The organism is Cronobacter universalis NCTC 9529, assembly GCF_001277175.1.
GTDB classification, from domain to species: Bacteria; Pseudomonadota; Gammaproteobacteria; order Enterobacterales; family Enterobacteriaceae; genus Cronobacter; species Cronobacter universalis.
The window spans coordinates 2,348,126-2,361,695 of sequence record NZ_CP012257.1 but is presented as its reverse complement, the minus strand read 5'-3'; the positions used below and the strand labels follow the sequence as shown (position 1 = coordinate 2,361,695).

Sequence of the window (13,570 nt, the reverse complement as noted above, 5' to 3'; positions counted from 1 at the left end):
CAAGGGCTTAGCCCGTCTTACCATGTAGAGGATGAAATTATGGGTATTTTTTCTCGTTTTGCCGACATCGTGAACGCCAACATCAACGCCCTGCTGGAGAAGGCGGAAGATCCGCAAAAACTGGTTCGCCTGATGATTCAGGAGATGGAAGACACGCTGGTGGAAGTACGCTCAACCTCAGCCCGCGCGCTGGCGGAAAAGAAACAGATCGCGCGCCGCATTGAGCAGGCCAACGCGCAGCAGGCCGAATGGCAGGAAAAAGCGGAACTGGCGCTGCGTAAAGATAAAGACGATCTGGCCCGCGCGGCGCTTATCGAAAAACAGAAACTGACCGACATTATCCGTGTGCTGGAAGAAGAAGCGACGCAGCTTGATGAAACGCTGGCGCGGATGAAACAGGAAATCGGCGAGCTTGAGAACAAACTCAGCGAAACCCGCGTGCGTCAGCATGCGCTGACCCTGCGCCACCAGGCGGCGTCTTCCTCGCGCGATGTGCGCCGTCAGCTCGACAGCGGCAAAATCGATGAGGCGATGGCGCGTTTCGAGTCGTTCGAGCGTCGTATCGATCAGATGGAAGCCGAAGCGGAAAGCCACGGTTTTGGTAAGCAGAAATCGCTGGATCAGCAGTTCGCCGAACTGAAAGCCGATGATGACATCAGCGTACAGCTGGCGGCGCTGAAAGCGAAAGTGCAGCAGCGCGACGGCGAATAATCGCCCGCGTTGACAAGGAGCGCGGCGGCAGCTTGCCGTCGCAATATTGACCCGTAAGGAGAACCCATGAGTGCACTGTTTCTGGCTATTCCGTTAACGCTGTTTGTGCTGTTTGTGTTGCCGGTCTGGCTCTGGCTTCACTACACCAACCGCGGCGGGCGCGACGCGCTCTCCCAGAGCGAGCAGCAGCGCCTGGCGCAGTTAAATGAAGAAGCGCAGCGTATGCGCGAACGCATCCACGCGCTGGAGCAAATTCTCGATGCCGAACACCCGAACTGGAGAAACCAATAATGACGCGTACGTTTAGCGGCAAAAAGCTGGGACGTCTTCCCCGCGAAGGGATGGTGAAGGGCGTTTGCGCCGGTATCGCGCACTATCTTGATGTGCCGGTCAAACTGGTCCGTCTGATAACCGTGCTGTCGATGCTCTTCGGGCTGTTTTTTATCACGATCGTCGCCTATATCGTGCTGACCTTCGCGCTCGATCCGCTGGATGAGACGCAGGAAGGGGAGGCCGCGCCGACCAGCAGCGACTTGCTGAATGCGGTGGACGCCGAGCTTGCCGCGGGCGAGCAGCGTTTGCGGGCGATGGAGCGTTACGTCACGTCGGACGCCTTCTCGCTGCGCAGCCGTTTCCGCCAGCTATAATGTATTTATCAGGGGGCCGCGCCCCCGGTTATAAAGGAGCCGCCATGAATTCCACCACCCGTTGGCAACGAGTCTCCCGCCGTGCGAAGCCCGGCCTGAAAATCGCCGGCAAACTGGCGCTGATGACCGCGCTGCGTTACGGCCCGGCAGGGTTTGCCGGTTGGGCGGTGAAATCCGTCGCCCGCCGACCGCTTAAAATCGCGCTGGCGTTTGCGCTTGAGCCGCTGTTAAACCGGCTCGCGAAACGCGTCTCGGCGCGTTATATCACTAAACCCTCCCGTAAATAGCCCGAGCCTCTCGGGCTTTTTTATTTCTGGCTTTTTTTGCGCTACTTCACAATTACTCACACTGATTTCCGGAAACCGGGTTTTATTCCTAAAACCAAATTTTTCGCGCGTTGACACCTCTATTTGCCAGGGGTAGCCTTTCTCCGTGGGACCGCTACCATGGAAATGTTATCAATGGAAAAAATAACAACCTCCGCGATAAATTTCGGCGTAATTAAAAACCTGGTTACGCGAATTTATGGCGATGCATTTAATCAGGCGCATTTGAGCGCGCTTGAAAATCATATTTTACAAACGCGCAATGAAATTACCGCGCAACGTAAAAAAGGGTGGGATGAAACGGACGTGGTATTAATTACCTATGCCGATCAGTTCAGCGCGCCGGGTGAAAAACGCCTCGCGACCTTTCAGCGTTTTTTTGAAACCTGGCTACAGCCGTATTTCTCACATATTCATCTTTTACCGTTTTATCCCTGGTCGTCCGACGACGGGTTTTCCGTGGTGGATTACCACCGCGTTGACCCGCAGTGCGGCGACTGGCCCGATATCGCCAGGCTTAGTGCCCATGCGCGGCTTATGTTTGACTTCGTTTGCAACCATATTTCCGCGCAAAGCGAATGGTTTGCGGATTATCTGGCGCAAAAACCGGGCTATGAAGATTTCTTTATCAATGTCGATCCCGGCACCGATTTATCCGCCGTCACCCGGCCGCGGGCGCTGCCGCTATTAACGCCGTTTACGATGCAGAACGGACGCGTGTGCCATCTCTGGACCACCTTTAGCGAAGATCAGATTGACCTCAATTTCGCGAATCCGGTCGTACTGCTGGCGATGGTGGATGTCCTGCTGCATTACCTGCGTGAAGGCGCGCAGTATGTCCGCCTCGACGCCGTCGGGTTTATGTGGAAAACACCCGGAACGAGCTGCATCCATCTGGAAAAAACACACCTGTTAGTGAAGCTGTTTCGCGCTATCGCCGATGTGGTGGCGCCGGGTACCGTGATCATCACCGAAACCAACGTGCCGCATAAAGATAATATCGCGTACCTTGGCAACGGTTTCGATGAGGCGCAGATGGTCTATCAGTTCCCGCTGCCGCCGCTGGTGCTGCACGCCATTCATACCCAAAATGCCCGCACGCTTTGCCGGTGGGCGCAGGGATTAAGTGAAGCGCGTATCGGTGAAACCACCTGGTTTAATTTCCTGGCCTCGCATGACGGCATCGGTCTTAATCCGCTGCGCGGCATTCTCCCCGAAGCCGATATTTTACGGCTGGTGGACGGTCTTCAGGCCGAAGGCGCGCGCGTTAACTGGAAAAATAACCCGGACGGCACCCGCAGCCCCTATGAAGTCAACGTCACCTATATGGATGCGCTCAGCGCGCGACATGACGACGACGCGACGCGCCTCGCGCGTTTTCTGCTGGCCCACGCGCTGCTATTAACCTTTCCCGGCGTCCCGGCGATCTATATTCAAAGTATTCTCGGCTCGCGTAATGACGAAGAGGGCGTCGCGCGTCTTGGCTATAATCGTGCTATTAATCGTCAAAAATATACCGAAGCGGAAATAAACGCGGCGTTACAGGCCGAAGGAAATTTACGTCACGACACCTGGAAACAGCTCGGCGAACTTATTACGCTGCGCCGCCAGCACGCCGCGTTTCATCCCGACAGCGCCTTTGTCGCTGATTGTATTAATGATGCGGTGCTGGAAATTATTCGTTCCGCGGAAAATGGCTCGACAATAATTGCGCTTTTTAATATCAGCGATAAAACGCAGGTTATTGCTTATGACGCCTGCGGCTGTCGTGAATTAATCACCGGCGCGACGATAAATACCGCCTCGCTCACTCTCGCCCCGTGGCAAGCAATGTGGCTTAGTAAAGCCTGAAAGGACTGAATATGCGAAACAATAATATTGTGCTGGTTTCAGCACTGGTTGCCTGCGCCCTGATGTCAGGCTGTGACGACAAGAAAAAAGAGAATGTCGCCATCGAATTTATGCATTCGTCGGTGGAGCAGGAGCGCCAGGCGGTGATTACGCGGCTTATCGAGCGCTTTGAAAAAGCGAATCCGGGGATCACCGTGAAACAGGTGCCGGTCGAAGAAGACGCGTACAACACCAAAGTCACCACGCTCGCGCGCTCCGGCGCGCTGCCGGAGGTGATTGAAATCAGTCACGACTACGCCAAAGTCATGGATAAAGAGCAATTGCTCGATCGCGAAGCCATCAAAGCCGCCGTGGCGCAGGTGGGTGAGAACCAGTTCTTTGACGGCGTGCTGCGTATTGTGCGCACTGAAGACGGCACGGCCTGGACCGGTGTGCCCATCAGCGCCTGGCTTGGCGGCGTCTGGTATCACAAATCGCGTCTGGCGGAGGTGGGCCTCGGCGCGCCGCAGGACTGGCAGTCGCTGCTGAACGCCGCGACGCTTTTGAATAAACCGTCCGAGAAAAAATATGGCATCGCGCTGCCGACCGCCGAAAGCGTCATGACCGAACAGGCGTTTTCGCAGTTCGCGCTCTCCAACGGCGCGAACGCCTTTGACGCCAGCGGCAACATCACACTCAACACGCCCGAAATGCGCGAGGCGCTGGAGTACTATCGGGAACTCGCCTCGCTCTCCATGCCAGGCTCAAACGACGTCATGGAAATCAAAGACGCGTTCATGAACGGCACCGCGCCGATGGCTATCTATTCCACTTACATTCTTCCTGCGGTGTTTAAAGAAGGCGACCCGCAGGATCTCGGGTTTGTCGTGCCGACCAAAAAATCCGCCGCCGCCTACGGGATGCTGACCTCGCTCACCCTCACGGCCGGGCAGCGCGAAGAAGAGACCGAAGCGGCGAAGAAATTCGTGGTCTTTATGGAGCAGGCGGAAAACGCCGCTGACTGGGTGCTGATGTCGCCGGGCGCGGCGCTGCCGGTCAACAAGGCGGTGGTGGAAACGCCCGTCTATCAACAGAACCCGGTGATTAAAGCGTTTGGCGGGCTCACCCGCGAGCTTATCGCGCAATTCCCCAACGTGCAGGTTTTCGGCTCGGTCGGCGACAAAAACTTCACCCGTATGGGTGACGTGACCGGCTCTGGCGTCATCAACGAAATGGTCAACAGCGTCACGGTCGGCGGCAAGTCGCCGGAGGCGGCGCTCGTGAACGGGCAAAAACGCCTTGATGAACTGGTCGCCAGACCGTAAACCCGACGCAGGAAATGGCTCTCATGAAGAAGTTAACTTCAGGTGGTTCTGATATGCCATTCGCCATGCTCCTCCTGGCCCCCAGCCTACTGTTGCTGGGCGGCCTGGTGGCCTGGCCGATGCTGTCGAATATCGAAATCAGTTTTTTACGTCTGCCGCTCAACCCGCGCCTGCCGTCGCAATTCATCGGGCTTGAGAACTACCTCAAAATTCTCAGCGATCCGGGCTTCTGGCATTCGTTGTGGATGACCTGCTGGTACACGGCGCTGGTGGTGGCGGGCAGCACCGCGCTGGGGCTGGCGGTGGCGATTTTCTTTAACCGCGAATTCCACTTTCGCAAAACCGCGCGCTCGCTGGTGATCCTCTCCTACGTTACGCCATCTATTTCGCTGGTGTTCGCCTGGAAATATATGTTCAACAACGGCTATGGCGTTGTGAACTGGGTCGCGGGCGATCTGCTGCATCTTTACGACCAGGCGCCGCTGTGGTTCGACAACCCTTCCAGCAGCTTCGCGCTGGTGGTGCTGTTCGCCGTCTGGCGCTACTTCCCCTACGCCTTTATCTCGTTTCTGGCGATTTTGCAGACTATCGACAAATCGCTCTACGAGGCGGCGGAGATGGACGGCGCGAGCGCCTGGCAGCGGTTTCGTATCGTGACGCTGCCCGCCATCATGCCGGTACTGGCGACCGTCGTGACGCTGCGCACGATCTGGATGTTCTACATGTTCGCCGACGTTTATCTGCTGACCACCAAAGTCGATATCCTGGGCGTCTACCTCTACAAAACCGCCTTTGCGTTCAATGACCTCGGTAAAGCGGCGGCGATCTCCGTCGTGCTGTTCATCATCATTTTCGCAGTGATCCTGATTACCAGAAAACGGGTGAATCTCCATGGCAACAAATAAACGCTTTGCACGGCGCGCCGGGTTTTATCTCGGGCTGGCGCTGTTTCTGATTGTCACGCTGCTGCCTTTCTTTGTGATGCTGATGACCTCGTTCAAAAGCCCGAAAGAGGCGATTTCGCTGCATCCGACGCTATTCCCGCAGCACTGGACGCTGGAGCACTATGTCGACATCTTCAACCCGCTGATCTTTCCGTTCGTCACCTATTTTCGCAACAGCCTGGTGGTGTCGGTGGTGTCCTCCGGCGTCGCGGTGTTTATCGGGATTCTCGGGGCCTATGCGCTGTCAAAGCTGCGCTTTAAGGGCCGCATGACCATCAACGCCAGCTTTTACACGGTCTATATGTTCTCCGGCATTCTGCTGGTGGTGCCGCTGTTCAAAATCATCACCGCGCTTGGCATCTACGACACGCAGCTCGCCATTATCGTGACGATGGTGACCCAGACGCTGCCGACCGCCGTGTTCATGCTGAAAAGCTACTTCGACACGATTCCTGATGAAATCGAAGAGGCGGCGATGATGGATGGCTTAAACCGTCTGCAAATCATCTTTCGCATCACCGTGCCGCTGGCGGTTTCCGGTCTGGTCTCGGTGTTCGTCTACTGCTTTATGGTGGCGTGGAACGACTACCTCTTCGCCTCGATTTTCCTTTCCAGCGCCTCGAACTTCACGCTGCCGGTCGGGCTGAACACGCTCTTCAGCACGCCGGACTATATCTGGGGACGCATGATGGCGGCCTCGCTGGTGACGGCGCTGCCGGTGGTCGTGATGTACGCGCTTTCCGAACGTTTCATAAAAAGTGGCTTGACCGACGGCGGCGTTAAGGGCTGACCGGGTCATTTTCAGGGAGATAGTAATGAAAAAATTAGTGGCTCAGGCGCCGCGCGTGGCGGCGCTGGTGGAGTATCAGGACCGTGCAGTCGCGGATAACGAAGTAAAAATCCGCGTGCGCTTCGGCGCGCCGAAACACGGCACCGAAGTGGTGGATTTTCGCGCGGCCAGTCCGTTTATCGATGAAGCGTTTTCCAGCGAATGGCAGCTCTTTACGCCGCGCCCGGAGGGCGCGCCGCGCGGCATTGAGTTCGGCAAATTCCAGCTCGGCAATATGGTGGTGGGCGAGATTATCGAGCGCGGCGCAAGCGTCGCCGGTTATGCCGTGGGCGATATGGTCTGCACCTATGGCCCGCTGATGGAAACGGTCATCGTCAACGCCGTGGATAACTATAAGCTTCGCAAAATGCCGCAGGGCGGTAGCTGGAAAAACGCCGTCTGCTATGACCCGGCGCAGTTCGCCATGAGCGGCGTGCGCGACGGTAACGTGCGGGTCGGCGATTTCGTGGTGGTAGTGGGGCTTGGCGCCATCGGGCAGATCGCCGTACAGCTGGCGAAAAAAGCGGGCGCGTCGGTGGTCATCGGCGTCGATCCTATCGAGCACCGCTGCGCCATCGCGCGCCGTCACGGCGCGGACACCACCTTTAATCCCATTGGCGCGGACATCGGGCTGGAAATTAAAAAGCTCACCGGCAAACAGGGCGCGGACGTCATTATCGAAACCAGCGGCAACGCCGACGCGCTCCAGGCCGCGCTGCGCGGTATCGCCTACGGCGGCACGATTTCTTATGTGGCGTTCGCCAAGCCGTTTACCAGCCTCAACTTCGGGCGCGAAGCGCACTTCAACAACGCCAAAATTGTCTTCTCGCGCGCCTGTAGCGAGCCGAACCCGGACTACCCGCGCTGGAGCCGCAAGCGTATCGAAGAGACCTGCTGGGAACTGCTGATGAACGGCTATCTCAACTGCGAGGATCTGATTGACCCGGTCGTGCCTTTCGCGCAGAGCGCGGAGAGCTACATGAAGTATGTCGACCAGCACCCGGAACTGAGCATCAAAATGGGCGTCACTTTTTAATTCACGGATGAAACAACAATGAAAATCGCAACGCAAAATCAGGCCTTTTTCCCGGAAAATATTCTGGAGAAATTCCGTTACATCAAAGCGATGGGCTTTGACGGCTATGAGATCGACGGCAAGCTGCTGGTGGATAACCTCGCGGAGGTTAAAGCCGCGATTCAGGAGACCGGCCTGCCGGTGACGAGCGCCTGCGGCGGCTACGACGGCTGGATTGGCGACTTTATCGAGGAGCGCCGTCTGAACGGGCTTTCACAGATCGCCCGCATTCTGGAGGCGCTGGCGGAGGTGGGCGGCAAAGGGATTGTGGTGCCTGCGGCCTGGGGGATGTTCACCTTCCGCCTGCCGCCGATGACATCGCCGCGAAGCCTGGCGGGCGACAGAAAAGCGGTCAGCGATTCGCTGCGCTATCTCGACGAGGTGGCGGCGCGTACCGGCACCACGGTTTTCCTTGAGCCGCTCAACCGCTATCAGGATCACATGATCAACACGCTCGCCGACGCGCGGCGCTATATCGTTGACGGCGGCCTGAAGCACGTCAACATCATCGGCGATTTTTACCACATGAATATCGAGGAAGATAACCTCTGCAAGGCGTTCCACAATAACCGCGATCTCTTAGGCCACGTCCATATTGCGGACAATCACCGCTACCAGCCGGGCAGCGGGGCGATCGATTTTCGCAGCGCGTTCGACCAGCTGCGCGCCGACGGCTATAACGGCTACGTCGTCTATGAGTGCCGCATCCGGGCCGATGACCCGGCGCAGGCCTACCGGCAGTCGCTCGACTTCCTGCGTCAGTGTTAAGAGGCGGCGTGCGAAATGAGTGCTCATCAATCCTCGCCGCTGAAGGTCGCCATTATCGGCGCCGGTCAGGTGGCGGATACCGTTCATGCCTCGTTTTACCGCACGCGTGAAGAGGTGCAACTGGCGGCTGTCTGTGACAGCCGCCCTGAACAGGCGCAGGCGTTCGCAGAACGCCACGCCATCAGGCACGTTTTCACGGATGTCGCCACGCTGCTGTCAGAGGCGCGTCCCGATATCGTCAGCGTCTGTTCGCCGAATCGCTTTCATCATGAGCATGTGATGCAGGCGCTGGCGGCGGGGTGTCATGTGATGTGTGAAAAACCGCCCGCCATGACGCCCGAACAGGCGGACGAGATGCGTCTGGCCGCCCGGCGGGCCGGTAAAGTGCTGGCCTACGATTTTCATCATCGTTTCGCGCGCGATACCCAACTGCTGCGCGAACAGGTAGCAAGCGGCACGCTCGGCGACGTGTATGTCACCAACGCGCGGGCGCTGCGGCGCTGCGGCGTGCCGGGCTGGGGCGTGTTTACCAACAAAGCGCTGCAGGGCGGCGGGCCGCTTATCGACATCGGCATTCATATGCTGGATGCCGCGCTGTTTGTGCTCGGGTTTCCGCGGGTATCGCGCGTGACGGCGCACACGTTTCAGAAACTCGGCACGACCAAAAGCAGCGGTCAGTTTGGCCGCTGGGACCCGCAGCAGTACACGGTGGAGGACGCGCTGTTCGCCACGATGGAATTCGCCAGCGGCAATATTCTGCGGCTGGAAACCTCGTTTGCGCTCAACATCGCGCCGCAGTCGCTGATGAACGTCGAATTTTGCGGCGATAAAGCGGGCGCGACGCTCTTTCCGGCGCACATTTATCAGGACTGCGATGGCGAGCTGCTGACGTTAATGCAGCGCGAAAAGGCGGATGACCGGCGTCACCAGCGCAGCATGGAAGCGTTTCTTGACCGTGTGCAGGGCAAACGCACACCCATTGCCGACGGCGAGCAGGGCTGGCAGATCCAGCGGCTGGTGGCGGCCATCTATCAGGCGGCAGAAACAGGGAAGTGTGTTGAGCTATGAATTCATTAACCACGCTGGTCGAGGCGCGCTTCGATCCGCATTACCACAATAAATACGCCACGCTGATGGCCGCCGGCAACGGCGCGCTGGGTATACGCGCCACCCATGAAGAGGCCTATACCACCCAGACGCGCGGTATGTTTTTCGCCGGGCTTTACCACCGGGCAGGCGAGGGCGAAACCACGGAGCTGGTCAATCTGCCGGATCTGGTGGGTATGGAGATTGAGCTTAACGGCGACATTTTTAGTCTGCTGAGTGGCGAGATCCTGAGCTACCGCCGTGAACTTAGCTTTGCGAGCGGGGAGCTTGCGCGCATCGTCGAGTGGCGTTCGCCACACGGCCAGCGTTTTACGTTGAAAAGCGAGCGTTTTGTCTCGGATACGCGACCCGGGCTGTTCTGCCTGCGGCTCGCCATTACGCCGCACGACGGCCCGGCCACGGTGCGCGTGGCGACCGGCATCGACGCCACCCAGACCAACAGCGGGCGTCAGCACCTGGCGGAGCGAGAGCTGCGTGTATTTGAGAACAGCTACCTTCAGGCGCGGTACCGCACGCTCGATAACGTCTCGGATGTAACGCTGGGCTGCGCCTGTCGGGTGAGCCCGCAGGCGCAGGTGAGCTTTTCGGCCAAAAACCGTCGGCTGTTGCAGCACAGCCAGCAGACGCTCGCGAAAGGCGAATGCTTTACGCTTGAGAAGTGCGCCTGGGTCAGCGCGTCGCCTGACGCGCCGGATGATAATGCGGCGGCAGCGGCGCTGGCAACGCTGCGTGAATGCGCCACATTGGGTTACGACGCGCTGATGGCGGAGTCTTCAGCGGCCCGTCGTCTCTGGTGGCGACAGGCGCGCGTCGAGGTCGAAAGCGATTGCAGGCAGGATCAGCAGGCGCTCGATTTCGCGCTCTATCACTTGCGCGCCATGACGCCGCGCCACGACGAGCGCAGCAGCATCGCCGCCAAAGGTTTAACCGGCGAAGGCTATAAAGGGCACGTGTTCTGGGATACCGAAGTCTTCCTCCTGCCGTTTCATCTGCATACCGCGCCCGCTGTCGCGCGCCAGCTGCTGCGCTACCGCTGGCTGAATCTCGCGGGCGCCAGGCGCAAAGCCGCGCGCGGCGGCTGGCAGGGGGCGCTGTTCCCGTGGGAGAGCGCGCGCAGCGGCGAGGAAGAGACGCCCGAATTCGCGGCGATCAACATCCGCACCGGCCTGCGCCAGAAGGTGGCGTCTGCCCTTGCCGAGCATCATCTGGTGGCGGATATCGCCTGGGCGGTAGCGGCGTACTGGCAGGCGACGGGCGACGACGCCTTTATGGCGCAGGAAGGCCGCGAACTGCTGGAGGAGACCGCGCGCTTCTGGCTGAGCCGCACGCGGGACGTTAACGGGCGGCTGGAGCTGCACGATGTCATCGGCCCGGATGAATACACCGAGCACGTAAATAACAACGCTTACACCAGCTATCTGGCGCACCACAACGTCGCGCTGGCGCAGGGTGTCCGCCGTCGCCTCGGCGTGCCCGACGACGCGTTTACCGCGCAGTGCGACGATTTTCTCGCGCGGCTGTATCTGCCCGGCGCGCGCGCGGACGGCGTGATCCCGCAGGACGACACGTTCTTCAGTAAGCCGACTATCGATCTTACGCGCTACCGCGCGAGCGCGGGCAGCCAGTCGGTGCTGCTCGATTACTCGCGGGCGGAAGTGAACGAGATGCAGATCCTTAAGCAGGCGGATGTCGTGATGCTGCTCTACATGCTGCCGTGGCGGTTCGATAACGCGACGGCGGCTGCGAATCTCGACTACTACGAGCCGCGCACCATTCATGACTCCTCGCTCAGTAAAGCCATTCACGGCATCGTGGCGGCCCGCTGTGGGCGACGCGATGAGGCGTATCGTTTCTGGCGCGCGGGTTGCGACATCGATCTCGGCGACGCGCCGCACAGCAGCGACGACGGCATTCATGCGGCAGCGACCGGCGCCATCTGGCTCGGCGCGGTGCAGGGGTTCGCCGGCATCAGCGTCAAAGCGGCCGAACTTCATGTGACGCCGTCACTTCCACCGCAGTGGCGCCGGCTGGCGTTTCCCTTCTGCTGGCAGGGGCGGCAGCTTCATTTGGTCATAACTCACGACGCGCTGACGGTCAGCAGCGATCACGCGGTAAGGCTGTTTATCAACGATACGGCGGTGGACATCAACGGCGAACGGACGTTCAGCCTGTCTGACAGCCCATGCAGGGAGGCAACATGAAACCGGACGCGGTGATTTTCGATCTCGATGGCGTGATTACCGACACCGCCCACCTGCACTTTGTCGCCTGGCGGCAGGTGGCGGCAGAGGTGGGGATCGCTATCGACGAGCAGTTTAATCAGCAGCTTAAGGGCATCAGCCGGATGGGCTCGCTGGAGCGCATTCTCGCCCGGGGCGGAAAGGCGGGAGTATTCAGCGAGGCGGAGAAAGCGGCGCTCGCGGCGCGCAAAAACGCGCTTTACGTGGCGTCATTACGCACGCTGACGCCGCAGTCGATCTTGCCGGGCATCGCCTCGCTGCTGGCGTCGCTTCGCGAGCGGGGCATCGGCATCGGGCTGGCCTCGGTGTCGCTCAACGCGCCGGCGATTTTGCAGGCGCTGGGCCTTGCCGCACAGTTCGACTTCTGCGCCGACGCTGCAAGGCTGACGCGCTCCAAGCCCGACCCGGAGATTTTTCTCGCCGCCTGCGCGGGCCTGGGTGTGGCGGCGGCGCGCTGTATCGGCGTGGAGGATGCGCAGGCGGGCATTGATGCTATCAATGCCTGCGGCATGACAGCCGTGGGCATCGGCGAAGGGCTTTGCGGCGCGCAGTTGCGGCTGGATAACACCGCGCAGCTCACCTGGCCGCGGCTACACGCGCTCTGGAATCAACAACAGCGCGCCGCGGCGTGCTGACAACAAGGACAGATTATGGCTCAGCTCTCTCTTCAACACATTCAGAAGATTTATGACAACCAGGTTCACGTCGTTAAAGACTTCAATCTGGAGATTGCCGATAAAGAGTTTATTGTTTTCGTCGGGCCGTCAGGCTGCGGCAAATCCACCACGCTGCGCATGATCGCGGGCCTTGAGGCCATCAGCGGCGGCGATTTGCTGATTGACGGCGTGCGGATGAACGACGTGCCCGCTAAAGCGCGCAATATCGCAATGGTGTTCCAGAACTACGCGCTGTATCCGCATATGACTGTCTATGACAACATGGCGTTCGGGCTGAAAATGCAAAAGGTGGCGCCTGCGATTATTGAAGAGCGCGTCGCCTGGGCGGCGCAGATCCTCGGGCTGAAAGAGTACCTGAAGCGCAAACCGGGCGCGCTTTCCGGCGGCCAGCGCCAGCGCGTGGCGCTGGGACGCGCGATTGTCCGCGAGGCGGGCGTCTTCCTGATGGATGAACCGCTCTCGAATCTCGACGCTAAACTGCGCGTCCAGATGCGCGCCGAGATCAGCAAGCTGCACCAGAAGCTCAACACCACCATGATATACGTGACTCACGATCAGACCGAAGCGATGACGATGGCGACGCGGATTGTCATTATGAAAGACGGCATTGTGCAGCAGGTCGGCGCGCCGAAAGAGGTCTATAACCATCCGGCGAATATGTTTGTGGCCGGTTTTATCGGCTCGCCCGCGATGAATTTTATTCGTGGCGCGATCGACGGCGAGTATTTCGTGACGGAAACGCTGAAACTGCCGCTGCCGGTAAATAAACTCGCGCGGCTTAATGACAGCGGCTACCAGCGTAAAGCGGTGGTATTAGGCATTCGCCCGGAGGATATTTTTCCTGGCGCCACTGGCGATGACGCCATCGAAGCGAAAATTACCGTCGCGGAATTAACCGGCGCGGAATTTATGCTTTATGCCACCGTGGGCGGTCATGAAATGGTGGTGCGCGCAGGCGCGGATAAAGATTATCAGGCCGACCAGCGTATTAATATTGCTTTTGATATGGATAAATGCCACGTCTTCGACAGCGAGACGGAAGCCGCGATAGCCTGAGTGTTATACCGGTGAAAAATAAGCTCCGCGTCAGG

At 59.0% G+C, this 13,570-nt stretch carries 14 protein-coding genes; all 14 read left to right on the top strand.

The window, feature by feature from the left end; genetic code table 11:
- Positions 1–39 precede the first annotated feature (39 nt).
- The 14 genes from pspA to AFK65_RS10835 all read left to right on the top strand — a co-directional run bounded on the left by pspA (position 40) and on the right by AFK65_RS10835 (position 13,535).
- Positions 40–711, top strand: coding sequence for a phage shock protein PspA (gene pspA / locus AFK65_RS10900; RefSeq protein ID WP_007698244.1), 672 nt, complete (start codon positions 40–42; stop codon positions 709–711).
- A gap of 66 nt (positions 712–777) precedes the next feature.
- Positions 778–1,002 (top strand): envelope stress response membrane protein PspB, encoded by a 225-nt coding sequence (gene pspB / locus AFK65_RS10895; protein ID WP_007698243.1) that lies wholly within the window; start codon positions 778–780, stop codon positions 1,000–1,002.
- Entirely contained in the window at positions 1,002–1,358 is a 357-nt protein-coding gene (pspC, locus tag AFK65_RS10890; protein ID WP_004385365.1) for an envelope stress response membrane protein PspC, read from the top strand. Before pspB ends, pspC begins: the two co-directional genes overlap by 1 nt.
- 44 nt (positions 1,359–1,402) lie before the next feature.
- Entirely contained in the window at positions 1,403–1,645 is a 243-nt protein-coding gene (pspD, locus tag AFK65_RS10885) for a phage shock protein PspD (RefSeq protein ID WP_007698240.1), read from the top strand.
- Positions 1,646–1,819: 174 nt separating this feature from the next.
- Positions 1,820–3,535 (top strand): sugar phosphorylase, encoded by a 1,716-nt coding sequence (locus tag AFK65_RS10880; protein WP_007698236.1) that lies wholly within the window; start codon positions 1,820–1,822, stop codon positions 3,533–3,535.
- 11 nt (positions 3,536–3,546) lie between these two features.
- Complete coding sequence (locus tag AFK65_RS10875) at positions 3,547–4,839, top strand: ABC transporter substrate-binding protein (protein WP_007698233.1); 1,293 nt, start codon at positions 3,547–3,549, stop codon at positions 4,837–4,839.
- Between the two features lie 23 nt (positions 4,840–4,862).
- Positions 4,863–5,744 carry a carbohydrate ABC transporter permease gene (locus AFK65_RS10870; RefSeq protein WP_007698230.1) on the top strand — a complete coding sequence of 294 codons (882 nt, stop codon included), beginning with the start codon at positions 4,863–4,865 and terminating at the stop codon, positions 5,742–5,744.
- Entirely contained in the window at positions 5,731–6,573 is an 843-nt protein-coding gene (locus AFK65_RS10865) for a carbohydrate ABC transporter permease (RefSeq protein ID WP_007698228.1), read from the top strand. The genes AFK65_RS10870 and AFK65_RS10865 overlap by 14 nt, the downstream gene beginning before the upstream one ends.
- Positions 6,574–6,598: 25 nt before the next feature.
- Positions 6,599–7,648, top strand: a complete 1,050-nt coding sequence (locus tag AFK65_RS10860) for a zinc-dependent alcohol dehydrogenase (RefSeq protein ID WP_038857060.1) — start codon at positions 6,599–6,601, stop codon at positions 7,646–7,648.
- Positions 7,649–7,666: 18 nt separating this feature from the next.
- Positions 7,667–8,455 (top strand): sugar phosphate isomerase/epimerase family protein, encoded by a 789-nt coding sequence (locus tag AFK65_RS10855; protein ID WP_038857061.1) that lies wholly within the window; start codon positions 7,667–7,669, stop codon positions 8,453–8,455.
- A 15-nt stretch (positions 8,456–8,470) separates the two neighbouring features.
- Positions 8,471–9,523, top strand: a complete 1,053-nt coding sequence (locus AFK65_RS10850; RefSeq protein WP_038857063.1) for a Gfo/Idh/MocA family protein — start codon at positions 8,471–8,473, stop codon at positions 9,521–9,523.
- Positions 9,520–11,763, top strand: a complete 2,244-nt coding sequence (locus AFK65_RS10845; RefSeq protein WP_038857064.1) for a glycoside hydrolase family 65 protein — start codon at positions 9,520–9,522, stop codon at positions 11,761–11,763. The genes AFK65_RS10850 and AFK65_RS10845 overlap by 4 nt, the downstream gene beginning before the upstream one ends.
- Positions 11,760–12,437, top strand: coding sequence for a beta-phosphoglucomutase (gene pgmB / locus AFK65_RS10840; RefSeq protein WP_038857065.1), 678 nt, complete (start codon positions 11,760–11,762; stop codon positions 12,435–12,437). The genes AFK65_RS10845 and pgmB overlap by 4 nt, the downstream gene beginning before the upstream one ends.
- A gap of 15 nt (positions 12,438–12,452) precedes the next feature.
- Entirely contained in the window at positions 12,453–13,535 is a 1,083-nt protein-coding gene (locus AFK65_RS10835) for an ABC transporter ATP-binding protein (protein ID WP_038857067.1), read from the top strand.
- The last annotated feature ends 35 nt before the right edge of the window (positions 13,536–13,570 follow it).